Genomic DNA, 22075 nt, shown 5'->3' with positions numbered 1-22075 from the left:
GTCTCACCCATGCCCTAACAATGACGGAGACCAGTCAAGAATGTGAGCGGACCGTCAAAGATCTCCAACGACCGTCAAAGAAGACCCGCCACACCCGCGTCAAGCATGAGCTGGGACTGCACAGTCAGAGGGGGCGGACATCGGCACTTGCGGTCCGACTCGCCGGTCGCGAAGCGCGGACGCGCACTCCGCGCTGCGGGCCGGTGAATGATTCGAACAGGTGATCTAATTCAGGTATGACGTATCCCTGCTTCCCCGACGACCTCCTCCTGGCTCAGCGCGGGCTGAACCGCACGTACGCCGCTCTCGCAGGCGCAATGCCTCCGCTCAACAGCACAGCCCTGCGACGTCGGGTGCTCCGCTTGACGATCCACATCGCCTACCACCCCTTCTGGACAAACGGGGCGACGACCTGGGGCGAGCTGCGACGCCGCGTCCGTGAGATTGAAGAACAGGAGCGGGTCGGGTGACTACCGATAGGCAGGACAGGATCCTGCACACTATCCGTGACCAGATTGCCGACCGAGGCGAGGCACCGACCATACGAGAGATCGGACGGAGGGTGGGTCTGTCCAGCCCTTCCTCGGTGCTTTACCACCTGTGGCAGATGGGGAGACAAGGTGTCATCCGTCGAAGCGGTCAAGGACGATCCCTCCGCTACCTACCTCATCGATGAGACCCAGTCCTGACATTGCACCGATGGTCGAAGCGACGGCATGCTCGCCCCGCCGCCCCATTGAACCGCCAGGTACGGGCCGGCGCCCGGCTGAACGTCCGAGCCTTCACAGCCCCACCAGCCGACCTTGCTTGCTCGTGATGGACGTACGCCGCCGACCCCACCCCTGCCTGCGGCACGGAGCGTCCTAAGTCCCAGCCGCAGGCTCAGGGACGGGAGTTCAGCCACAGCGTCCGGCGAACAGCCGTGTGTGATCCAGACTCACGTCCACCAAGCTGGCGAGCCCCCAACCGCGCTGCCCCGACCGAGATGACAGTGAGAGCACGGACGCCGCGGCGACGGTCTCGAGGATGTTGCGGGTGAGGGTGCATTGGCGAGGAAGAACGGAGGGGAGGCCGTCTATCCAGCACGTACTCGGTACGTCACCATGGGTAAGTCGCGGCCACGAGCAATGAGGAGACGTCCGTGGGAGAGCACCGCAAGCCTGATCCGCCACTGTCCGGTGGCACGCCACCGCCGGACAACGCCGATGGCCAGGTACCTCCGCCCGCTCCGGGGTCCGGCACTCACAAGAAGGACGACGGCAAGGGGAAGCGGGACTAGCGTGTCGGTGTCGAACATCCCCGCGCGGTGGGGCGAGTTGGACTCCGCTATGGCGGAGTCGGGCTGCTGGCCCGCGCGCTCCCCGTGGATCCGGGAGGCCGCAGCGAGCCTGCTGCGCCACGACTTTGCTGCTGACCAGCTCTGGTACTGGGACGGGTACGGATACCAGCCGGTGGATCGCGGAAGGGATGCCGACGGTTGGGCAGCTCAGGTCTACGCCGGACCCCACGACGCGGCGATCACCCAGATCACCGACGGCCGCCCATCGTCTAGCCTCTCCGCCCCGGCCGTGGTGGCGGACATGCTTGACTCCCTGCTCCTGGAGCCCGGGCACCGAGTCCTTGAGCTTGGGGCCGGCACTGGATGGAACGCGGCGCTGCTGGCCCACCGGGTCGGGCCCGGCCTGGTGATCTCCGTCGAGGTGGATGACGCTCTCGCCGCCACCGCCAGGACCCGACTGGAGCGCGCCGGGGTGAAAGCCGAAGTCGAAGTCGGTGACGGTGCGGCCGGTTGGCCCGCCGAAGCACCCTATGATCGCATCATCGCGACCTACGCGGTCGAAGAGGTTCCCTGGGCATGGGTGGAGCAGACCGTCCCGGGCGGCCGCATCGTCACCCCCTGGGGTCGGTTGGGACATGTGGCGCTAACCGTCGCCGCTGACGGGCGCTCAGCATCCGGCTGGATCCAGGGCCTGGCGCAGTTCATGCCCGCCCGGGGCTCCGCCAGGTTCCGGACCTGGCAAGAGGTCCGCGGCGACGGGCCCGCGGAACACGAACGGCCCCTCACGCGGGACCTGGCACCGCTGCACGACAATCCGCACCTGCTGTTCGCCCTGCGGATAGCCCTGCCCACCGTGCAGATCATCACCCGGACCGAAGGCGGGAACGTGACCGCCTGGGTGCACGACGGCGCTTCCTCATGGGCGACGCTCGACGGCTCGCAGTCCATGACCTACAGCGGTGGCCCTCACGACCTCGCCGCAGACCTCGACCACGCCTGGGCCCATTGGACCGAGAAGGGGATGCCCGACCTCTACGACTTCGGCATGACCGTCCGTGAGGAAAGCCAGGTCATCTGGTGCAGGGACCCGTCCACGGGGCCGTACTGGCCTGCCACGATGCCGTCGATCGCGAACCCGCGATAACGGCTGGCTGCTCTCAGCCCCGGACACCACACCAACATTCAGCGCGCGACGCTGCGTTCTCTGCGGACGGGCCCGAGCGGTGCCCTCCTACGCGCGCAGCGCCGACACCGGGCGCCGGTAATCACGAGATGTCGCGGGACTCGGCGAGTGCGAAGGGGCCATGGCTGGCCGCAGGCTACTGGAAACGCGCAACGTACGCCGCGACATGGTCCCGCTCAAAGGAGGTCAGGTCCCAGTCGCTTGCGAGAACCTCGCTGTCGACCGTCCACACGTACGCCACCGCGTCGCGGCCACTAGCGAGCGTGAGCGGACGGAGCTCGTAGCACTGGTCCTCGAAGTCGTCCAAGATTCGCCACTCGGGCAGCGTCAGGTCACTCAGTACCAGGCCGACGGCTGCGCCCGGGCCAGGTACGAGCCCGGGATAGACACGGGCGGCCAGGCTGGCCACACGCCACCCTGGGGCGGAGTCGGGGACGCCGCGCGGTATGCGACGTAGCAGCCCGTCGAGGACACGGTCGCACCGCAAAGTGCCGTAGACGAACAGACCCGCCGGTGGGGAGCCGAGCCTCCCCACACGGTCTTCCCGGTCCGACGATGTTCTATCAACTTCACGGCGGTGGCTGAGCACGAGGCATCGCTCCTTCTTCGTGACGAGGTGTGGGGCCGGCTACTTACCAGGGCAGGGGCTTGCCGTCGTACCACAGGCCGCCAGTGGGGCCGTGGTCGGGCAGGGTGGCAAGCCAGATAGGGGTCCGGGCGGCCTGCTCGGGGGTGCGGTCCGTCTCCCCGGAGGCCATCCGGGTGTTGGTGCGGCCCGGTGAGACGGCGTTGACGAGGATCCCATCGCCGACCAGCTCACTGGCGAGGATCTGCGTGAGAGCGTTGAGCCCGGCCTTGGAGACCCGGTAGGAGACGTTGCCGCCTGCCATCATGGTGGTGGTCGTGCCAAGGTGGCTGGAGAGGGTGACGATGCGGCCGTAGCCATGGCGCCGCATCTCCGGAATGACGGCGGCGCAGCAGCGCCAGGCGCCGAGCAGGTTGACATCGATGGTGGCGCGCACGCGCTCGAAGTCGGGGTCGGCAGCGGCCTGCCCGCGGTCGACGGCGACGCCGGCGTTGTTGACCAGTACATCGAGCCGCCCGAACTGGGTGACGGTGTCGGCGACCGCCCGGGCCACGCTGGCCGGGTCCGTGACATCCAGCTGGTGCGCCATGGCAGTGCGACCGAAGGCGGTCAGCTCGGCGGCCGCGGCACGAGCGGCCCATTCCTCGCGCGAGCCGAGCATGACACGTAGCCCGCGTTCGGCCAGGCCGCGTGCGATGGCTGCTCCGATGCCACGGTTCGCGCCGGTCACCAGGGCCACGCGAGGTTCTGTTTGGTCAGTGCCAGATGGTGAGCCGGATTGAGGGATTACGACGTCATCGCCTCGGTGTTCCACCGCCGCCTCCTCTCCGCCGGGATCCCGTCTGGGTGCCTTGCCTGAGCGCCTTCTACCCGGCTGCGGCGACGCTTTGCGCAGATAGTCGAAGCGGCGGTGTGCCGACTTCTCGAGCCGGGGAGACAGCGGGTATGCCCATCGACCTCTCCGGCTACGAGGCACTGATCTTCGATTTCGACGGCACGCTCGTTGATTCGCAACCCCTGAACCACAGGGCCCTGGCAACCGCCTTGAGAAAGCACGGAGTCACCGTCGCCTGGGAGTGGTACGCCCGGCGGCTGGGCACATCTGGCCTCGACCTCCTGGCGCAGCTCGGCGTGCCGCGAGAGGTGGCCGTGGACGTGATCGACGTGTGGAGTGAGCTGATCATCCAGGAGGCCGCGACGTTGCGGACCCACCAGACGGTGGTGCGCTGGGTCAAGGAAGCTCGCCGAGCCGGCCTTCGGCGCGCTGTGGCCTCCGGGGGCGGCGGTCCCGTCGTACGAGCGGGCTTGGCCGCCACTGGACTGGCCAGCCTGTTCGACGTCGTGGTGACCCGCGAGGCGGTGGAGAAGGGGAAGCCGGCGCCCGACCTATTCCTGCTCGCCGCCCATCGCCTGGGCGTCTCACCGGGACGCTGCCTGGTCTTCGAGGACGCGGACGAAGGGCTCGAGGCCGCGCGGGCCGCCGGGATGGACGCTGTCGATGTTCGGCCCTGGGTAGGTGCTCCCCCGCAGAACACGGCTCAGCGTCCCGTCGCGTGAGCCAGCCAGCAGAAGTGAGACGGGGAATGAATGAGTTCGGCCGACGGTGGGGTGAGGTAACGGTCGTCGGCGGCGGGGTGATCGGGCTGACAACAGCGGTGGTCCTGGCGGAGAGCGGGCACTGCGTGCGGGTGGTGACGCGTGACCCCGTCGGGCAGACCACGTCAGCGGTCGCCGGTGCGCTGTGGGAGCCCTATCTGGCGGAGCCACGGCAGATCGTCGCCGAGTGGGCGCACCGCTCCTATCCGACCTTCGCCGAACTGACCCAAGACCCGAGGACCGGGGTGCGGATGGTGGAGGGCACCACGGCGCACCCGCGGCCCGGGCTGACCGCCCCCTGGTGGGCAGCCGAGCATCCGAACCTGGTCCGTCTCGCAGCGCCGGGTGAGCTGCCGGCCGGCTACGCGTCGGGCTGGACCGCGCGGCTGCCGCTGGTAGACATGCCCCTCTACCTCGACTACCTGACCCAGCGGCTGGTTCGGGCCGGTGGCGAGATCGAAATCGGCCCTGTCGCCTCGCTGACCGAGCTCGATGTGCCGTTGATCGTCAACTGCACCGGGCTGGGCGCGCACGACCTGGTGCCGGACCCGACGCTGCGGCCCGTGCTGGGCCACCTCGCCATCGTCAATAACACCGCCAGCGTCACACGCTGGTTTGTCGAAGCGGGGGGAGGTGAGGAGACGACCTACATCTTTCCGCAGCTCGGGGCAGGGACGGTGGTGCTCGGCGGTACGGCGATCGCCGACCGGTGGGACACCAGCCCGAACCCGGAAGTAGCGGCCCGCATCATCCAGCGGTGCGCACGAGTGATCCCAGCACTCGCCGACGCCCCCCTGGTCGACCACCGTGTGGGACTACGCCCGACGCGCCCAGTGGTACGACTGGAGCGGGAGATCCTGCCGACCGGCGCGGTATGCGTGCACTCCTATGGACACGGCGGCTGCGGCGTCACGGTGTCCTGGGCATGCGCCGCAGACACCGCATCCCTACTGGCTGTCTGATCGCGCGGTCAGGGCAAGGAACGAGCGCGTCCCCTAAGTTACGCCTGAGGACGACGATGACGGCGAACGCCCCGTCTCCCCAAGACCCGCCAGGTACCTTCAGGGGGGTGACCGCGTCCTCCTTAGCCCAAGAAGAAGCCGTCCGCGACGTATGCCGCGCCCTTGGGTTCTCGGCTCACGGCCTGACTCCACTGCGACGCCACGCCACCTCCGTCTACCTGCTCCCGCAGGACGGCATCATCGCCCGCGCCAGCCCCTGGGACCGGCGAGATGCCTTGGCCAGATCCGTGGCTCTGACACGCTGGCTGGCCGACCAGGGGCTTGCCGTGACCGAACCGCTCAGCGTCCCGCAACCGATTGAACGCCTGCCCTATGTGATTACCCTCTGGACCTACTATCCCCAGCCTGACGGATCCCCTCCACCGGCCGAACACCTCGGTAGGCTCCTCCGCCAGCTCCACGAGCTGCCGTCTTCGCCCTTTGAACTGCCTCCGTACAAGCCCCTCACCGCGCTTCAGGAGACCACGAACCGAAGCGTCGCCCTTTCCGACGGTGACAGGTCGTGGCTCCAGGGAGCTGTAGCGGAGGCCCTCGACGCGTACAGCCAGTTGGAGTTCCCGCTGGACGCGGGCCTCATACACGGTGACGCCTACCCCGGAAACACGCTGTGGGGCGGTAGCGGTGCACTGCTCGGTGACTGGGATGAGGCCGCCATCGGCCCGCGGGAGATCGATCTCGCGAACACCTTCCAAGGCGTCCGCTTCGGACGCACCCAGCAGGAGCTCTCGGCGTTCATCCACGCCTACGGGTACGACCCGACACCATGGCCGGGACTCGTGGTCCTCACCCGGATGCGAGACCTACACACCCTCGGCTCGTTCATACGGCGCGCCGACAAGGGGGACGGAACAGCCGTCAAACAGCTCGCCTTCCGCCTGACAACTCTCCGCAGCAATGATCGAGCGGCGACGTGGAGCGCTGCCTGAGCAGCCTTTTCGGTCCCCTATCTCGCGGAAGCGCGCACGGGCAACGCCCCGGCAGGGCCGGACGCCCTGGGGCCCTTCTCGCGGGAGATGTCTCGGCGCTTCGCAGCACCGGGAGAGTGGCAGTGATCATCCTGCGGGCTGCCATCCCCACGGGCGGGGCCCTCTGAGTCCTCGGAGACAGGCGAGACGGTGACGGGCGTTTTCGACAGCCGTCGGGTCGTGGTCGGCGACTTGCAGGGCGAAGGTGGTCATGCGCAGCTCACGTATCGCCCGCAGGGTCGGGTAGCCGGGCCATGACATTACGTCAACGCCGTACAGCTCGCAGAACCGGACGTACTCGGCCTTGGAGCGTGTGCCTGTGGTCTCGTAGCTGACTGCCGTCGAGGTGAGATCCCACTCTGGCGGGCCGACGGACGTGCGTTCGAAGTCCAGCAGGTAGGGCGTTCCCGAATCGTTGCTGACCGCGACGTTCCCGCCCCAGGCGTCGCCGTGGGTCACGCATTCCGGTAGGCCCGGCGGGAGGTGTCGCCACTCGCCTTGAAGCGACTCCAGCCGGCGAAGGAGCCATTGGCGATCCTCATCGGAAATGATCCGGGATGCCTTGATGCGATCCGAGAGCCGGATGAAGGGGGCCAACGGGCCGAGGGGGAAGCTGGGCAATGGGAGCCGGTGCAACTGGCGCAGCAACTGTGCGAGTTCTGCCACCGAGCCGGGGCGGTGTGCTGGAAGCTCCTCCCAGAAGGTGACGCACCGATCCCCGACCTGGACAGGCTGGTCGATTGGCAGCGGGCGGACGGCGCGCAGCCCCTGTTCGGCGAGCCAGCGGGTTACCGCCACCTCGCGGGCTGCGGCGGCGTCCTGGCCTGCCCGGGCGATGCGCGCCACGACGTGGTTGGGTAGTCGCCACAGGTCGTTCTCGGCGAGACGGATGGGCTCGGCATCCAGCACGGGGAGTCTTGCGGTGGCGGCGGCTCTCCGAAGGAGGGCGAGGGACTCCTCAACGCGTGTGCTGGTCATCCCAGCACGTTAGTCCTGATGCGTTCGCGTAGTTCGGCGACGTCGGGTCGCAAGGCGTACCTCGCTGACACTCGTTGGAGATCTTGGACGTCGGCGGAAGCTCGCTTGGACCTTAGTTGACCGATCTCGTCTAGAGCATGGTGGGCGATGGCCACCGCTTCTTGAGGATCTCCGGTGGCCATGGTCAGTGTCGCGAGCTTCGTGGCGGAGAGGGCGCGTGAGCGCACGTACTCGTCGGTGTGGTGGTGGATCGCGGTGGTCAGTCGCTCGATGGCGAATGAGGAGGATTGTCCGGGCAGGATGGCGATGTCGAACGCGGCGTGCCCTGTGTCTCCGTGGTGCTGGGCGTAGTCGTAGTGCGCCATCCAGGGGGCGTCTTCGCCTTCCTTGGCCTTGGCGAAGGCGTCGTCAGCGTGGCCGATCGCGGCCAGGGTGGCTTGCCGGGTGCCCAGCTTCGCCAAGGCCCTCGCGCGGGCGATGTGAAGCATCGCTCGCTCCTTGGGGGTCAGGCGGTCAGCGCGGACGAGCCCGCTCTCGGCGTACGTCAGACCATCGTCCGGGAGCTGGCACCACGTCGCCTGTCGCGACCGCAAACTGAGCGCCCGCGCTCTCAGGTGCCAGTTGTCGGCCTTCACAGCGCAGTGCGTGGCGAAGTCCAGGAGCTGGGCCGCATCAGTGTGCTCGCAGGCATCGAAGGCACTCGCGCCCACGACCAGGGCCAGTTCCCCGATGGCGGTGAGCAGATCGGATTCGAGGCGTAGAGGACACGTGACGCTGAGCATGCCTCGGGCCCAGGCCAACTGGCCGAGCGACGTGGCGCGCGCGATCCCGCCGCCGCCGAAACGATTATCCCAGCTCGTGTGGTTCCGAGCCGCGGCTCGGATGTGGTGGATGTCCTCGGGGCGGACGCTAGTTGGCAGTTCGCTCGCTCCGAGCCTAGGGGCCAGCTCGGCAAGAGAGGTGGGGAGGAGGGCGGCGACGCCGCCGGCGGCCAGGAAGGCTCGGCGTTCCACAGACAGCTCCATAGACGGGGTTCGGTCTGTGGAGATCCTGCCCTGGGCCATCGGGGTGATGCCGTCACCCTCGGAAGGCTCAGCGGCCTTGTCCGCATCAGCCGCGGCCTCTTCCACTCGCCGCCACAGCCGTCGGATCGCCCCGCCAGCGTCCAGGGCCTCGTCGAAGGCGTCCGCCAGCCGCGCGTTGCATGACCGCTGAGCCTTCTCGATCCGCTCAACGGATGACGCGCTGAGCTGGACCTTCTTCCCCAAAGCTAAGGTGGTCAACTCTCGGGTCTTGCGCCAGTTGCGCAGTTCGACACCGAACCACGCGGGCATGGACACGGCATCGTCCAGTGGCCGCTCTCGCTGGGGCATGGCATCCTCGCCGACACTCTGATGCGGACAACCCGGCCGATGAGGCTTGTCCGCATCATCGACCGTTTCCGCAGGGGACTTTCGCCAATCTGGTGAGCACCTACCCACCGTGCAACGGGCGTAACACGTAACGTGAGGGTTGTCGACCCTCGACGCACCGGGGAAGCAAGGGCACGCGCCGCCAGCAGCCGTCAGGCCAAGAACCAGCCCGCGGCCCCCACCGAGGGAACCGCGGGCCAGCGTCGGACGATGTCGACCAGAAGTCAGCTAAGTGACCCTGACCCCACAGCCACGGTGAAGGCCGCCCACGCCTCGCGAGAGAAGCCGCACCGCGGACCACGGACGGACTTCGAATCTCGAACCAAGATGTGCTGCGCAGTCTCCGCGCACTCCACACACTCGTTCTGCGGAGTGCCGCTGTAGGAGCTCTTGAACCAATTCAACTGAGGCTGCTCGGCCACGGATCTACCTTTACTTCTGACGTCGCAGATGCGACTTACTGGCCTCGGCAATCAGGTCAGCCGAGGAAATCTCGTCCAACGCCTCTTCCTGAAGAAAGGAAATGGCGCGGTCGTACTGCTCTCTGGCGCCTGGCTCTTCCAGGAAGAGTGAGCCGGCAGAGGTCTCGATGAAGATGACATCGAGCGACGGATCGACACCGCCGTAGATGATGAAGCTGCTGAGCGCGGCGCCATACGCACCAGCAGAGAAGGGGAGGACCTGGATGGTGACGTGTGGCAGTGACCCCTGCTCCAGCAGGTGGTCAAGCTGCCCGACCATCACCTCGGGGCTCCCCACAACACGTCGGATGACTGCCTCGTCCAACACCACCTGGAACGTCGGAGGCTTCTGGCGGCCGAGGATCTCCTGCCGCCGCATCCTCATCGAGAGGTAACTGTCGACATCGTCGGCAGAAAGCACTTCATAGGGAGTTTCTTTGATGGAGCGTGCGTAATCCATCGTTTGAAGCAGACCGGGAATCACTCCAGCCGTGTACTGGCGAATGCGCGGCGCTTCGTCCTCCATCGCCAGCAATAGCCGCATAGGGCTTGAGAGCCGCCCGGCATACGGGACCCACCAGCCATCCGTCACCTTGGAATTCTTTGCCAGATCGATCAGTGCCTCGCGGTCGTCCTCCGAGGCCCCGTAAGCGCGACAGAGCGCGTCGACCTGGTTCCAGCGCACGTTGCCCCGGCCCCGTTCGTACCGGCTGACGTTTGCCGCTGACATGCCAGCCTTCGAGCCGGCCTCATCGACCGTCATGCCGGCGGCATCTCGAAGGGCCTTGAGGCGGATTCCCACCTGCCGTCGTCGTGCCGTGGGCCCAACCTCCGCTTCAGCGGCGGCCCTGGCCGATCTGTTGGTCATCGCGGTGCTCCCTAGGACGAGTGCAACCCCAGTGTCTGTGCAGGAGTGCAGCAGCCACAAGAAAATTACATGGCGGAACGACGCCAGCAAGAGCCAGTCCTTGGCCTCAACATCCATGCGGACACTTCCGCCGCGACTGTTACGTGACGCAAGCTGCTTGGTCAGACTTCCATCAGCCACACCACAGGCGCAGCAGGCCGGAGGCATCCTCGGGGCCGGGCTGCCGAGCTGAGGAGAGGACTATGACCGGCGAATCCGCGCTTCGGGCCCACCGCCTCTTGTCCGTAGGCGTGGGGGGCGCCGGAGCCGTAGTCCATAGGCGCATCCAGCGGGCGCTCGCGCGCTGCTTCCGGTGGGCCCACGGTGATGCTTCCGAGGTCAGCCCCTGTCCCCCTCAGACGACCCAGTGGCACTCAGCCGCACCGGACCCTCGGGGAGCCTGGGCGGCCGCGACCTTTTCGGCACAGCCGAAGAGCGCGGCCCAGGCTCGAAGGATGGTTCGTCAGCATCTCCTCCGCTGGGAGCTGCTCGATGTCATGGACGACGCGCTGCTCGTCGTCACCGAGCTGGTGGCGAACGCGGTGTGCCACGGCACAGAGCAGCACGGCGCGCGCGAACCACGGGTCACCGCGAGTGTCGAGGTGCAGCTCCGGATTGTGGGCCAGGAGCTGTACGTGGCTGTCACGGATAGCCGACCCACCGCGGTACCGGTCCTGAACGGAGCCGACGCGGACGCGGAGGAGGGCCGGGGCCTACGTCTCGTGGAGGCGAACACCACGAGGTGGGGGTGGCGCCGAGCCGCGAACGGCCGCACCAAGTTGGTCTGGGCGGTTCTCCGTCTTCGCAGCGCCACACCGTCATAGACCCGGTCGCCGGGGCCCCGGATCGGGCTGTCGTCCCCCGAGCCGGACCTCCCCCCGCCCCGGCGGCCAACTCCCCCTCATTTTGTCCTCACAAACCACATTTGTTGGGATTTTCGATGATTACCACCCTGGAGACTCCGTCTTTGGACTGGGGCGTGTCGTTCGACTACACGCAGCCCCCGGAGCCCCTCATGGATCGGCGGGTCGAGGTCCTGGCACTGGGAGAACGCCAGGGGATGGCCGCCGTGCGATGGCTGCGCGAGCAGGGCGAGCCGGTGGGGGCGGTGCGGCTGTGCCGTCAGCACCACACGCTGGTGGTACCCGTGGGACGCCCGTTGGAGGTGGGCCGGTGGCGGACTGGCACGTCACTGGCGTGCGGCATCGGTCGGGCGTGCAAAGCGCAGATGTGGATGTGGGCGGAGGGGTTCCACAAGCTGCCCAACCCATGGGCGGTGGCCGAGGCTCTGATGGCGACCAACCCGGAACTGGGCCGCCCGGCTCTCGGAGAGCCCGTCACGCGAACGGTGTGGGACCGGTGAGCCCGCTCGACGCAGGGATGCTGATCGCCGTCGGCCGGGTCGCCGGCGCCGCCGCGATGGCGCTGGCCTATGAGGTCACCGGACGGCCGGGGAGGAGGCGTCCGGAGGCGGACGTGGCCTGGCGCGAGGCCGGGCCGAGGGCGCGGCACGGGGTACTGGTGACCGAGCTGAACCACTTGGAGACTGAGCGGCTGCCCAAGATCGTCGGAGGCCGGCCGGATCCGGGCCTGCTGCATCCGGAACTGATCGGCTCGAACGATGTCCGGCTGATCGAGCTGGTGACCGGGCTCGTGGCCAAGGTGCTCCAAGTCGGGCGCGGTTGTGAAAGCTGCCGGGGCGAGTACGACGACTGGCGTTCCGGGAGCGAGTCATGAGGGCGGCGGCCGCGCTACGGCCGCGCTGGTGGCTCACAGTGCGGGCCCGCCTGTACGCGGTCGCCTCGGTCGCGATCGGCGCGTTGCTGGTGCTGGTCGCGGTCAACGCCTCCGAGAACTGGGAGCTCCAGCGCTCCCTGCACAACGACAGCCGGACCGGTGAACTCGGTGGAGAGGCATCGCTGCCTCTGTTCGTCGCCGCGCAGGTCGAGCGAACCCTGACCGCCGCCTACCTGGCCAACCCCACTGCAGAGGCCCGCGCCGCTCTGGAGGAACAGCGGCAGGCGACCAACCAGGGGGCCGCGAGCTTCCGCCACCTCTCCGGTACCGAGTTGCAGACCGAGCACCGGATCAAGTGGCAGCACGTGGAGGCCGTCTACGCCGAACTCGACCGGATGAACGAGGTCCGCCGCCAGGCCGACGCCGGCGTGGGCAATCCGGATGAGATCACCGGCTACTACACATCACTGCTCGCGACAATGGTCGAGTTCTACCAGGCGCTCTCAGCGATGGACGACCCCGATCTCCAACTGGAGACACGACCGTTGGTCGGGCTGTTCTGGGCGAGCGAGGCGCTCGCCCAGGAGGACACGCTGATCGCGCAGGCCCGCTCCTCAGGCCACATGACGCCGGAGCACCGCGAAGCTTTCGCCGCGGCCTACGGCGCGCAGCGGGTGATGTATGAGCGGTGGATCGTGCCCTACCTCCCGGAGGCCGAGCGGGTGCTGTGGGAGGAGATCACCGCTGGGGCGGCGTGGCAGACGATCCAACGGGTTGAGGGGGCGATGCTGGCGGCGCCGACCTCGTCGACGGACGGCACGGTGGCAGTGCTGCCACCGGAAGCCGAGGAGTGGGCGCCCGCCTACCGCGAGGTCGCCCAGCAGGTCGGGAGGCTGAACCTTCAGCGGACCCAGGGGTTGCTGGCGCATGGCTACGAGCGGGCTGCCGAAGTGCGGGCCGGTGTGTTCTGGCAGGTCGGTTGGAGTAGCGCGGCCGTGGTGGCGATCGCGGTCCTGATCGTGATGGTGCTGCGGTCGATCAGCGGCCGGTTGGCCGCGTTGCAAGCCGGCGCCGAAGCGGCTGCCGGCCGGCTGCCGGAGGTGGTGGCCCGATTGCAGGCCGGGGGGGAGGTCGACGCCGCCGTCGAGTTCCCGATGCCGCCGCCGCGAGGGGACGAGTTCACGGACCTGACGATGGCGCTGACCGTGGCGCACCGTACCTCGGTGGAGATGGCGGCCGCTCAGGCCGCGGACCGCCGCGGCTTCACCAGCTTCGTCGCCGACAGCGCCGGCCGCGCCCTCAATGGGATCGAAAGGCTGCTGCACGAGCTCGACCGGCTGGAGAAGAAGTACGGCGAGAACGTCGTCTTGCTGCGGGAGTTGATCGACGTCGACAAGCCGGCCGTGCGGACGCGTCGTCACCTGGACAACCTCCGCACCTTGGCCGGCAGTGATGATCAGCCCTACACCGAGCCGAAGGCGTTGGCGGATCTGGTCCACGACGCGGCCGCGGAGACCGACGACCCGACGGGGGTGACGAACGAGGTTCGCACGGATGTGTGGGTGCGGCCCGAGGCGGTCAACGATGTGGTGCACGTGCTGGCCGCGCTGCTGGACAACGCGTTGCGCCTCTCCGGTGGCAAGGACGTGAGGGTCACCGTTGTGTCGGCGGTCCATGGCATCGCGGTGCACATCGAGGACCGGGGCATCGGCATGGAGCCGGCGGATTACGAGTGGGCGAATGCCACGCTGGCCTCCCGTGCCACCTTCGAGAGTATGGCGCGGCATCACGATGGTCGTCTGGGGCTGTTCGTGGTCAGCCACTTGGCCCACCGCCACGGGCTCCAGGTGACTCTGCGGCCTTCCGCTTACATGGGCACCCTGGCCGTGGTGCTGTTGCCACGCGACATTCAGTGCCCCGCACCGAGGTCTGCCGCCGCCGTGCCGGCGGACTCGCCGCCGCCGTCCGTCAATGCGGCTGACGGCGACGCTGCCGCCCGGGCGCTGCCTCGCCGCGAACCAGCGGTGCGCGGCGCCGACTCGCGCACAAGGGCGCCAATCCAAGGCGAGGGCCGCCGACCGGCTGCGGACCTTCCCGCGTCCCCGGGCAGGGAGCCACGGGCCGTGACGGATCCGGCGGCTCCACCGCTGCCCAAGCGGCGGCCCCGTTCTCACATCGCGCCCCAACTGGCGGTCCCCGCCAGGATGGCGCCCGCACGTCCGCTGGCTGGCGACCTGTCACCGGCGCAGATCAGCGCGGCGTGGGGAGCCTGGCAATCCGGAATCAACAGCGCCGAGAACACCATCGCGGAGGACGAGCAGTGATCCACAACCCCGAGGTTCAGCGGATCCTGAGTGAGAGGATCAACAACATCGCCGGCGTGCGGGCGGCCGTGGTGCTCGCCGACGATGGGTTGCCCAGGTACTGGAGCGGGCTGGAGAAGGACGACGCCGAGCGCCGCGCCGCGTTGTCCTCCAGCCTGGGCACCATCGCCGCCCGGATCGCTGCCGACGAGGAAGCCGGCGTTGTCAAGCGGACGCTGATCGAGATGGAGAAGGGCTTCTTCGTCGTCGCCCGCTGCGGTGAGCGGTCCTACCTGGCGGTGAGCGCCCGGCCGGACGCCAACCTCAGCGTCGTCGGCTACGAGCTGACCTTGCTGACCAAGCAGCTGGCGACCGTTTTGGACACCGACCCGCGCCAAGGCGATCAGGGCGGGCCCCGGACATGACCATGCGGCCCTCAGGCCGCTGCTCTCGCGGGTGGTCGGCCACCGGCGGACGGGTGCGGTCCGTGGAGAACAGCGACATCCGGCTGGACACCCACGTCACCACCCTGTCCGGCGACGGCCCGCCCGCCGGCACACAGTTCGCCAAGATCCTCACGCTGTGCCAGACCACGCGAGCCGTGGCGGAGCTGGCGGCCCACCTCAAGATTCCCGTCGGGGTGGCCGCGGTCCTCGTGGCCGAGTTGCGAGACCTCGGCCACGTCGACACCCGCGATCCGCTGGACTTGACCGGCGACAGCGTCGTCACCCTCGCCCTTCTCGAACGCGTACGGAATGGACTCCGCAATGCGATCTAGCGCGCCCGACGCGCCCGACTCGGTGAAGATCCTTATCGCCGGCGGCTTCGGCGTCGGTAAGACGACGTTCGTCGGCTCCGTCAGCGAGGTCGATCCGCTCTCCACCGAAGCGCCGCTCACAGCTGCCAGTGAGCAGGTTGACGACATCAGCAAGGTGGCGGGCAAGACCACCACCACCGTCGCGATGGACTTCGGCCGCATCACCCTTGACCGCATCGTCCTTTACCTGTTCGGCACCCCGGGACAGGACCGCTTCTGGTTCATGTGGGACGACCTCGTGCGCGGCGCTATCGGCGCCATCGTGCTGGCCGACACCCGCCGCATAGAGGACAGCTTCGCGGCTGTCGACTTCTTCGAAGAGCGGGCCACGCCGTTCATCGTCGGCCTCAACCAGTTCCCCGACGCGTTCTCCTACTCCGATGACGCGGTCCGCGATTCCCTCGAACTGCGACCGGACACCCCCGTCGTCCGGCTGGATGCCCTCGACAAGAAGTCCTGTAGGGACGCCCTGGTCGCGCTCATCCAGCACCGCCTCGGACCGTCCATGACGACAACGGAAAGGGCAGGTCACCAGTGACGACCACGGCGCACACCTCCGACCTCGATCTCTTCTCCGACGAGACCCTTGCCGACCCCTACCCGTTGTACGCCCAACTGCGCGACCTGGACTCGGCGGTCTACATGGAGCGCCTGGGCGTGTGGGCGGTCGGCCGACACGAGGACGTCCGCGCCGCCCTGAAGGACCCGGTTACCTTCGGCTCCGAGGGTGGTGTCGCGCTGACGGACGCGGCCAACCAGCAGATACTGGCCGGCACCGTGCTGGCCTCGGACGGGGATCACCACCGCCGGTTGCGCCGGGTGCTGGCGCGTCAGCTGGGCCAGCCGGCCATTGCCAAGCTCACCGACCTGGTACGCGAGCGCGCACAGCAACTCGTCGGCCAGGCCGTCGAGCACGGGACGTTCGACGCGGTCGATCTGGCCCGGCGGATGGTCGCCGACACCGTCATGGAGTTGATGGGGCTGCCCGACTCGACGCGGCAGACCGTGCTCGATGGAGCGGCCCCGACCTTCGACTGCTTCGGCCCCGCCAACCAGCGCTTTCTCGACGCGGCCCCGGCCGCCGCCGCCATGGTCGCCTTCCTCCACAAGGCCGTGACCCGGACGACGGTGCGCCCCGGCTCGTGGATGGCCGGCATCTACGAGGCCGTCGACGCCGGCGCCCTCGGCGAGCATGAGGCGACGCCGCTGATGTCCGCCTACACCGCGGCCGGGATGGACACCACCATCCTCGGCATCGCAAGCACGATCCACCTGCTGTCCACCCACCCCGAGCAGTGGGCGCTCGTGCGCGAAGACCGCACGCGGTTTCTCGGCACCGCCGGCAACGCCTTCCACGAGGCCCTCCGGCTGGAGGCCCCGGTGCAAGGCTTCGGCCGGCGGGTCACGACAGAGACGACGATCGGGGACACCCGCATAGGACCCGGCCAGCAGGTCTGGCTGCTGTACGGGTCCGCCGGCCGCGACCCCCGCCGCTGGGACAACCCCGACCGCTTCGACGTCCGCCGGCGGGACGCGAACCAGCACCTTTCGCTCGGCGCCGGCCCGCACGCCTGCGCAGGCAACCACCTGGCGGAACTCCAGGCCACCGCACTCGTCGAGGCCCTGGCTGCCCGATGCCGCGCCGTCGAGCCGGCCGGCGCCGAGCGCGGCCTCAACAACGTGCTACGCGGCTGGCGCCGCCTGCCGGTGACCATCACCCTCGACGACGCCTGCGCCGCCTGACCTCGGCCCACTCCTTCCGCACTGCGCACGCCCCGGAGCCACCGTGTCCACTCCGCCACCCGAGCCGCAACGCCGTCTTCACGTCGTCCCTGACCAGCCGGCCTGCCCGGGCCCGGTCCGCTCGACGCCCGGCGTCATCGTTCCCCTGGACGACCGGCCGCTGCCCGACACCGCCGCTTTGCTGCTGGGCAACTACCTCGCCGCTCTGCGGCACGGGCGCGACGAATCCAGCGACCGGGCCGGGGCGGTGATCGGCCGCTCGGCATCCACGATCTCCCGGATGGAGATCGCCGCCATCCCGCTGGACTGGACCCGAGCCAGAACCCTGCTGACGCACTACGGCGTGCCGCCCCATCGTGTCGCGGACGTGGAGCGCCTACTCTCCAGGCCGCCGGTCGAGTGCTGCGTAGACGACTCACAGGCCGGGTGGAACACGCGGCTGCGAGCTTGCGAACTCCAGGCCACCGAGATCCGGGCATTCCACAGCGTGCTGGTGCCCCGCCCTGTGCGTACCGCCGCCTACTCAGCGGATCTGGCGCACCAACCCTTGGCGGACGAGCCACTTGACGGCCACGCGCCGCTGCCCCACCCCCGCACCGGCCAGCGGAGGGTGATCCTGTTGGACGAGTTCATCCTGGACCGCCGTTCCGCCGAGCCCCAGGTGATGGCCGACCAACTCGACCATCTCATCCGCCTGGACGAAGCCGGCGCCATCACCGTGCGGATCGTGCCGACCCGAGAAGTCGGCACGCTGACCGGGTCGACCAACCTGACCGAGCTGCGCTACGGCACCCTCCGCAGACAGCGCGTGATGTACATCCAGCGAGGCCCGGCCGTCAGCTACTGCCTCACCGGCTGCGCAGAAGGCCAGCGCGCCCAGCTCGATCGCGCGGAGGAGGCGGCATTACCGCGCGAAGAGAGCCTCGCGCGGCTGGCGGCCGCCAGCACACGCCTGGCCCACCAGGCCGCGCACGCCGACCAGAAGAACCGAACCCGCCCCTCCCTGACAGGAACCCCCGCATGACGCTGCCCCCGCCCGACCACCCCACGCCCGCTGCGGAGCCCGCCGAGCTCCATCCGAACAGCGGCACCGTCACCGCGATCGACAGCGGCCGCACCCCGGCGGCCGCGCATCTGGTGCTCGGCACCCAGGTCGCCGCGCTGCGGCGCGGCGCCGGACTGTCGGTCGAGGAGGTCGCTGAGGCCACCGGTCTGAAGGACACCACGATCCATCGGATCGAATCCGCGTTCCAGCCCCCGGACTGGCGGCACGTTCACGCCCTGATGGAGCACTACGGCGTGGACGACATCGACGTCATGGGCGCCATAGCGTTCCTGGACGAGGCCAGCTCGCATGATGCCGGCGCCATGGACGTGTCCTCAGGACGCCACACCCGGCTGCGGACCTGTGAACTGGAAGCCCAGCACATCCGGAGCTACCAATCCCGGCTCATCCCCCACGCCCTGCGATCCGAGCAGTACGCGGCCTCCGTGGCGAGGCTGCCCACCGCCCAGGGACTCGACCGTGCCCAACCGCCGCTTCCGGAGCCCCGCCCCGGGCAGACCGCAACCTTCCTGCTGGACGAGGCCCTGCTGTACCACGTCACCACCTGTCCGGGGGTCCTGGCCGAGCAGATGGACCACCTGCTGACCATGTCGCTCTCCGGCGCTGCCATGGTGCGGGTCGTCCTGATGCGCACCGTCGTGGGGCGGCCCGGGCCCAACGCAACCGAGCTGTACTACGGACCCCAGCGCAGGCAGCGGCTGATCTGCACAGAAGATGCCTCGGCACTCGTCTACTACGCCGACCGTCTCGGCGACTCGCTGCACCTGCAACTCGAGCGCGTAGAAGAGGCGGCGCTCTCGCCCGAGGAGAGCCGTGTCCACATCGGGGCCGCCAAGGAGCGGTTCAACAAACAGCCCCGACAGCCCCGACGTGCCAGCCCCCGACCGCAGCCCCTGCGCGCCCTCACTGCTGTGCCCGACTGCGGGGAGCGTGAAGCGTGAGCAGCCACGACGTCTCCGGGGCGGAACCTGCCCCCGATGCGCCGGTGCGGGAGGTGTCCAAGGCCGAGTTGACGGTCGGTGACCCCTACACCCCCAGCAGCCGCTCCACGGGGACCTGGGACTCACCCCTCCCACGCGGGCCCTTCCCCGACCCGAGGTTCTAGGCGCCCCGGGCGCCGACGGCAACGTGCCCCGGAAGGCCCCTGTCAGTCCTCGCCCCACACGCACCGCTACCACCGTTGGAGATCCGCCATGACCGCCGACCCCGATCCGCAGATACCGGCCGCTGACACCCCGGTGGCCGAGCAACAGCACGAGGCTGCCCCGGAATCGAGGGAACCGTTGCCTCAGCACGTCATCGAGCGGGTCGTCAACCCGAGCATCACCGGGCTGCGCGAGGACATCGACGGCATTGTGCGGGCACTCCTCCTCGACCTGGCCGCCACGCCACCAGGAGCGGTCGTCGACCTGCACGCCGCCTACAGCCGCCGCCTACCCGGGCGCGTGCTGGCCGAGCTGTTCGGGGTCTTGCCGCAGCAGCGCGAGACCACCGTCGAGCTCATGGACGCCGCCGCCAACACCACGGCGAGCGGGGCGGAACAGCACACGCTGTGGGAAGCCATGTACTTGCTGGTCGAGGCCAAGCAGCCGTCATCCGACGAGCTGATCGGGCGCCTCCTGGTCATGCGGGAATGGGACGCCGCGGCCCTGCCCACGGTCCAGGTGGTCGCCACTCTCATCCAACTGGTGATGGCCGGCATCCCGACCACCACCGCGCTCATCACCGCGGCCGTCCGCGACCTCGCGGCCGACCCGGTGCGGCTCCGGCGAGCGCGCGCAGACGACGCACAGTGGGCGGAGATCACCCAGGACACGCTGCGCCGCCACCGCATCACGCACCTCCCGGGCCTCCCCCCGGAGGGTGCGGAGCGCTTCGGCATCCCCCTGGCCCGCGATACCACCGGTGCTGCCGTCCGCGGCCTGTTCGCCACCTTCGACGTCGAGCCCGTCACGGCAGGATCCGCCGACCCGGTCGATCAGGAACTGCCCGTGCGCCTCACCTACCGGCCCTGATCCGCACACCAGCACCGGATCCCCCGACACCACACATCCCCCGCCGTCGCCGGCACCGCCAGCCCCGAACCCACACCAGAGGACCCATGGGTATCGAGTACACGCTCATCGATGGGTATCGAGTACACGCTCATCGAGCCGAACTTCCGCGACGACCGACACTTCACCGTGGTCTCCACCACGCCGACCCACGGCGGGATGCTCGTCCTCCGAGGATTCCTGTCACCGCAGGCCCAAGAGGAAGCCACAACAGGTACTCCGCACATCGTCCGAGACGTGGCGTTCACCCCCTACGCCTATTCCTGTCTGCCGAAGGAGCTTGGGCCGATCCACCTTCGGGTCGCCAGCGCGGCGCAGGCGGCCGCGGCGATCACCGCAGCGGCCCGTCGACGGGGTCCGCCGGTTCTGGAGCCCCGCCCGCAATGACGCGCCTCTCACCCAAGGAAGCCACCGATGACCACCACCGTCGCCGCCGCGACCACGACGCCTCACGAGGACCTCTTCGGCCCTCCTCCGTGGGTGCCCGAGCGCCAGATAAGGGCAGTCCTGTGCGGCACGTACTTCGACGCCATACGCGTGACCCCCGACCTCGTGCGTGACGTCCAACGCCGCCTCGGCTACGACATCGGCCCGGTGGTCAACAGCGCCTACGCCGGCACCTGGCACTTCCTCATCCCCCTCCTCCCCGGCGCTTCACCGGCCTGGGACGTCAAGGGCAGCCGCCTGCTACGCCGCGGCACGCCCCTGGCGCTGCCGCCCGCCAACGTCACCACCAGCCGCGACCTTCGCTGGGTCGTCTCTCCGAAGAAGCCGCTGACGTGCCCGAGAGCCCTGCGGGAGGCCCTGACCGGCACAGACCTGATCACGCGGCCGCGGCGCAGATCGCCGTCCGCGCCCAAGTAACCCCCCGCCGGCCCGCCGCTTGCCCGGCGACCCTCCCGACCGAGAGACCGAGTCCATGCACGACACCATCGCCGCCGCGATCCAGGCCGCCCTTGGCCCCTGGCAGCGCATCACCCCACTCCCAGACGGCCACCAAGGGCGTCTACGGCACCACGCCGTCATGATCAACGGCACACGGCTGGCTGTCACCGTCAGCCCCGGCGACGGACCACTGAGCCACCTCGCCGCGCGTGAGGCAGAGGTCACGCGCGCCATCGGTCCGACCGCGGGCCCCGTTGTCGCCTCCGGGACGCTGCCGGAAGGTGGTTCGTGGATGGCAAGGCCCTGGCAGCACGGCCCCACCGTGGACGCCCAACTCGAGCAGCTACGCGGCCGCGTCGACAACCAGTCCGCCCGCAGCGACGCCCTCCGCGCGATGGCCGATGCCGCCGGCGCTCTCGCCAACCTCCATGCCCTGGGCTGGGCTCACGGCGACCTGCGCCCGCAGCACATCGTGCACACCCCCCGCGGCGTCGCACTGCTCAACCTCGCCTGGGCCCACAACCCTTCCGTGAAACTGCGCCCTGAGCACGACCTGCCCTACCCGGGCCCGCTCGTGCACTGCCGGACCCCCGGCACGGCCCGCCGGCTCCTCGCCGGCGACACCATCACACCCACGCCCACCGACGACGTCTACGCGCTGGCCGCCATCTGGTGGCACTCCCTCACCGACACCTGGCCCACGAACTACCAGGCCGCCGGCCTCAAGCCCGAGCCCGACGATTCCCTCGCCGTGCAGCGCGCCGTGGCCAGTGAACAGTGGCGCCACCAGATCGAGCTCATCGAGTGGCGAGCGGTCAGCGCCCCGCTGCGAGCTGCTCTCTCCGCCCAGTCCCAGGACCGGCCCACCGCCAGGGATCTGGCCGACCAGCTCGGCCGGCTCGTTGCACAGGGAGCCGACGAGTGAGCGGTCCCCGTCCGTGTCGCGGCACACCCCGCCGGAGCCCCGTCGCCGCTGATCGGGCCTCCCACAAGCCGGGTGCCGGGCGAGGGGTGTGACGGCCTTCGCCCGGCACTCGATCCCAAATGCCTAGGTGGCGCCAGCCGGTCAGGCGCCCGCCAC

The 22075-nt window shown here is 69.1% G+C and carries 26 protein-coding genes; 20 read left to right on the top strand and 6 right to left on the bottom strand.

Features of this window, described 5'->3' with window-relative positions:
- Positions 1–466: 466 nt before the first annotated feature.
- Positions 467–676: a LexA family protein gene (locus RNC47_RS26565; protein WP_311602256.1), complete on the top strand. Its 210-nt coding sequence runs from the start codon at positions 467–469 to the stop codon at positions 674–676.
- A gap of 604 nt (positions 677–1280) precedes the next feature.
- Positions 1281–2423, top strand: coding sequence for a methyltransferase domain-containing protein (locus RNC47_RS26560; protein WP_311602254.1), 1143 nt, complete (start codon positions 1281–1283; stop codon positions 2421–2423).
- Between the two features lie 175 nt (positions 2424–2598).
- On the opposite strand, the gene RNC47_RS26555 is transcribed toward RNC47_RS26560, so the two are convergent.
- On the bottom strand, positions 2599–2997 hold the full coding sequence (locus tag RNC47_RS26555) for a gamma-glutamylcyclotransferase family protein (RefSeq protein ID WP_311602257.1): 399 nt from the start codon (positions 2995–2997) through the stop codon (positions 2599–2601).
- A gap of 97 nt (positions 2998–3094) precedes the next feature.
- Positions 3095–3787 (bottom strand): SDR family NAD(P)-dependent oxidoreductase, encoded by a 693-nt coding sequence (locus RNC47_RS26550; protein ID WP_311602252.1) that lies wholly within the window; start codon positions 3785–3787, stop codon positions 3095–3097.
- Between the two features lie 206 nt (positions 3788–3993).
- Here RNC47_RS26550 and RNC47_RS26545 point away from each other — a divergent pair, with 206 nt between their 5' ends.
- The 3 genes from RNC47_RS26545 (at position 3994) to RNC47_RS26535 (ending at position 6592) form a co-directional block, all read left to right on the top strand.
- Positions 3994–4605, top strand: a complete 612-nt coding sequence (locus RNC47_RS26545; RefSeq protein WP_311602250.1) for an HAD family hydrolase — start codon at positions 3994–3996, stop codon at positions 4603–4605.
- Between the two features lie 26 nt (positions 4606–4631).
- The gene (locus tag RNC47_RS26540; protein WP_311602249.1) at positions 4632–5606 is read left to right on the top strand and encodes an FAD-dependent oxidoreductase; all 975 of its coding nucleotides are present in this window, start codon (positions 4632–4634) and stop codon (positions 5604–5606) included.
- A 107-nt stretch (positions 5607–5713) separates the two neighbouring features.
- Positions 5714–6592, top strand: coding sequence for a phosphotransferase family protein (locus tag RNC47_RS26535; RefSeq protein ID WP_311602247.1), 879 nt, complete (start codon positions 5714–5716; stop codon positions 6590–6592).
- Between the two features lie 126 nt (positions 6593–6718).
- Here RNC47_RS26535 and RNC47_RS26530 read toward each other — a convergent pair whose 3' ends face one another.
- The 4 genes from RNC47_RS26530 to RNC47_RS26515 all read right to left on the bottom strand — a co-directional run bounded on the left by RNC47_RS26530 (position 6719) and on the right by RNC47_RS26515 (position 10350).
- On the bottom strand, positions 6719–7609 hold the full coding sequence (locus RNC47_RS26530) for a phosphotransferase family protein (RefSeq protein ID WP_311602245.1): 891 nt from the start codon (positions 7607–7609) through the stop codon (positions 6719–6721).
- The gene (locus tag RNC47_RS26525) at positions 7606–8982 is read right to left on the bottom strand and encodes a helix-turn-helix domain-containing protein (RefSeq protein ID WP_311602243.1); all 1377 of its coding nucleotides are present in this window, start codon (positions 8980–8982) and stop codon (positions 7606–7608) included. Before RNC47_RS26525 ends, RNC47_RS26530 begins: the two co-directional genes overlap by 4 nt.
- Positions 8983–9245: 263 nt before the next feature.
- Positions 9246–9443, bottom strand: a complete 198-nt coding sequence (locus RNC47_RS26520; protein ID WP_311602242.1) for a DUF397 domain-containing protein — start codon at positions 9441–9443, stop codon at positions 9246–9248.
- 10 nt (positions 9444–9453) lie between these two features.
- On the bottom strand, positions 9454–10350 hold the full coding sequence (locus tag RNC47_RS26515) for a helix-turn-helix domain-containing protein (RefSeq protein WP_311602240.1): 897 nt from the start codon (positions 10348–10350) through the stop codon (positions 9454–9456).
- A 242-nt stretch (positions 10351–10592) separates the two neighbouring features.
- Here RNC47_RS26515 and RNC47_RS26510 point away from each other — a divergent pair, with 242 nt between their 5' ends.
- From RNC47_RS26510 to RNC47_RS26440, 15 genes are all read left to right on the top strand, one after another.
- Positions 10593–11213, top strand: a complete 621-nt coding sequence (locus RNC47_RS26510) for an ATP-binding protein (protein ID WP_311602238.1) — start codon at positions 10593–10595, stop codon at positions 11211–11213.
- A 116-nt stretch (positions 11214–11329) separates the two neighbouring features.
- Positions 11330–11752, top strand: coding sequence for a hypothetical protein (locus RNC47_RS26505; protein WP_311602236.1), 423 nt, complete (start codon positions 11330–11332; stop codon positions 11750–11752).
- A complete protein-coding gene (locus tag RNC47_RS26500) occupies positions 11749–12126 on the top strand; it encodes a hypothetical protein (RefSeq protein WP_311602234.1) in 378 nt (125 codons plus the stop codon). Before RNC47_RS26505 ends, RNC47_RS26500 begins: the two co-directional genes overlap by 4 nt.
- A complete protein-coding gene (locus RNC47_RS26495) occupies positions 12123–14450 on the top strand; it encodes a sensor histidine kinase (RefSeq protein WP_311602232.1) in 2328 nt (775 codons plus the stop codon). Before RNC47_RS26500 ends, RNC47_RS26495 begins: the two co-directional genes overlap by 4 nt.
- Positions 14447–14854 (top strand): roadblock/LC7 domain-containing protein, encoded by a 408-nt coding sequence (locus tag RNC47_RS26490; protein ID WP_311602230.1) that lies wholly within the window; start codon positions 14447–14449, stop codon positions 14852–14854. Before RNC47_RS26495 ends, RNC47_RS26490 begins: the two co-directional genes overlap by 4 nt.
- A 62-nt stretch (positions 14855–14916) precedes the next feature.
- A complete protein-coding gene (locus RNC47_RS26485) occupies positions 14917–15207 on the top strand; it encodes a DUF742 domain-containing protein (protein ID WP_311602228.1) in 291 nt (96 codons plus the stop codon).
- Positions 15185–15784 carry a GTP-binding protein gene (locus tag RNC47_RS26480; RefSeq protein WP_394814885.1) on the top strand — a complete coding sequence of 200 codons (600 nt, stop codon included), beginning with the start codon at positions 15185–15187 and terminating at the stop codon, positions 15782–15784. Before RNC47_RS26485 ends, RNC47_RS26480 begins: the two co-directional genes overlap by 23 nt.
- Positions 15781–16989 carry a cytochrome P450 gene (locus RNC47_RS26475; RefSeq protein ID WP_311602226.1) on the top strand — a complete coding sequence of 403 codons (1209 nt, stop codon included), beginning with the start codon at positions 15781–15783 and terminating at the stop codon, positions 16987–16989. Before RNC47_RS26480 ends, RNC47_RS26475 begins: the two co-directional genes overlap by 4 nt.
- A 178-nt stretch (positions 16990–17167) precedes the next feature.
- Positions 17168–18013: a Scr1 family TA system antitoxin-like transcriptional regulator gene (locus tag RNC47_RS26470; RefSeq protein ID WP_311602224.1), complete on the top strand. Its 846-nt coding sequence runs from the start codon at positions 17168–17170 to the stop codon at positions 18011–18013.
- Entirely contained in the window at positions 18010–18996 is a 987-nt protein-coding gene (locus RNC47_RS26465; RefSeq protein WP_311602222.1) for a Scr1 family TA system antitoxin-like transcriptional regulator, read from the top strand. The genes RNC47_RS26470 and RNC47_RS26465 overlap by 4 nt, the downstream gene beginning before the upstream one ends.
- A complete protein-coding gene (locus tag RNC47_RS26460; protein ID WP_311602220.1) occupies positions 18993–19160 on the top strand; it encodes a hypothetical protein in 168 nt (55 codons plus the stop codon). Before RNC47_RS26465 ends, RNC47_RS26460 begins: the two co-directional genes overlap by 4 nt.
- An 88-nt stretch (positions 19161–19248) precedes the next feature.
- Positions 19249–20070 carry a cytochrome P450 family protein gene (locus tag RNC47_RS26455; RefSeq protein WP_311602219.1) on the top strand — a complete coding sequence of 274 codons (822 nt, stop codon included), beginning with the start codon at positions 19249–19251 and terminating at the stop codon, positions 20068–20070.
- Positions 20071–20181: 111 nt separating this feature from the next.
- Positions 20182–20496 carry a hypothetical protein gene (locus RNC47_RS26450; RefSeq protein ID WP_311602217.1) on the top strand — a complete coding sequence of 105 codons (315 nt, stop codon included), beginning with the start codon at positions 20182–20184 and terminating at the stop codon, positions 20494–20496.
- 27 nt (positions 20497–20523) lie between these two features.
- Positions 20524–20973, top strand: coding sequence for a hypothetical protein (locus tag RNC47_RS26445; RefSeq protein WP_311602216.1), 450 nt, complete (start codon positions 20524–20526; stop codon positions 20971–20973).
- Positions 20974–21286: 313 nt separating this feature from the next.
- Positions 21287–21919 carry a protein kinase family protein gene (locus RNC47_RS26440; protein WP_311602215.1) on the top strand — a complete coding sequence of 211 codons (633 nt, stop codon included), beginning with the start codon at positions 21287–21289 and terminating at the stop codon, positions 21917–21919.
- The last annotated feature ends 156 nt before the right edge of the window (positions 21920–22075 follow it).

The organism is Streptomyces millisiae, assembly GCF_031845425.1.
In the GTDB taxonomy this organism is placed as follows: Bacteria; Actinomycetota; Actinomycetes; order Streptomycetales; family Streptomycetaceae; genus Streptomyces; species Streptomyces millisiae.
The sequence above is the reverse complement of the archived record's forward strand: the minus strand, read 5'-3'. Positions and strand labels throughout refer to the sequence as shown.

What these genes read in the sequence shown, in the direction of transcription:
- RNC47_RS26465 (WP_311602222.1), top strand. Translation starts at nt 18,010, where the DNA reads ATGACGCTGCCCCCGCCCGACCACCCCACGCCCGCTGCGGAGCCCGCC.
- RNC47_RS26510 (WP_311602238.1), top strand. Translation starts at nt 10,593, where the DNA reads ATGACCGGCGAATCCGCGCTTCGGGCCCACCGCCTCTTGTCCGTAGGC.
- RNC47_RS26540 (WP_311602249.1), top strand. Translation starts at nt 4,632, where the DNA reads ATGAATGAGTTCGGCCGACGGTGGGGTGAGGTAACGGTCGTCGGCGGC.
- RNC47_RS26480 (WP_394814885.1), top strand. Translation starts at nt 15,185, where the DNA reads ATGGACTCCGCAATGCGATCTAGCGCGCCCGACGCGCCCGACTCGGTG.
- RNC47_RS26525 (WP_311602243.1), bottom strand. Translation starts at nt 8,982, where the DNA reads ATGCCCCAGCGAGAGCGGCCACTGGACGATGCCGTGTCCATGCCCGCG.
- RNC47_RS26450 (WP_311602217.1), top strand. Translation starts at nt 20,182, where the DNA reads ATGGGTATCGAGTACACGCTCATCGAGCCGAACTTCCGCGACGACCGA.
- RNC47_RS26545 (WP_311602250.1), top strand. Translation starts at nt 3,994, where the DNA reads ATGCCCATCGACCTCTCCGGCTACGAGGCACTGATCTTCGATTTCGAC.
- RNC47_RS26455 (WP_311602219.1), top strand. Translation starts at nt 19,249, where the DNA reads ATGACCGCCGACCCCGATCCGCAGATACCGGCCGCTGACACCCCGGTG.
- RNC47_RS26495 (WP_311602232.1), top strand. Translation starts at nt 12,123, where the DNA reads ATGAGGGCGGCGGCCGCGCTACGGCCGCGCTGGTGGCTCACAGTGCGG.
- RNC47_RS26445 (WP_311602216.1), top strand. Translation starts at nt 20,524, where the DNA reads ATGACCACCACCGTCGCCGCCGCGACCACGACGCCTCACGAGGACCTC.
- RNC47_RS26530 (WP_311602245.1), bottom strand. Translation starts at nt 7,609, where the DNA reads ATGACCAGCACACGCGTTGAGGAGTCCCTCGCCCTCCTTCGGAGAGCC.
- RNC47_RS26515 (WP_311602240.1), bottom strand. Translation starts at nt 10,350, where the DNA reads ATGACCAACAGATCGGCCAGGGCCGCCGCTGAAGCGGAGGTTGGGCCC.
- RNC47_RS26440 (WP_311602215.1), top strand. Translation starts at nt 21,287, where the DNA reads ATGGCAAGGCCCTGGCAGCACGGCCCCACCGTGGACGCCCAACTCGAG.
- RNC47_RS26505 (WP_311602236.1), top strand. Translation starts at nt 11,330, where the DNA reads ATGATTACCACCCTGGAGACTCCGTCTTTGGACTGGGGCGTGTCGTTC.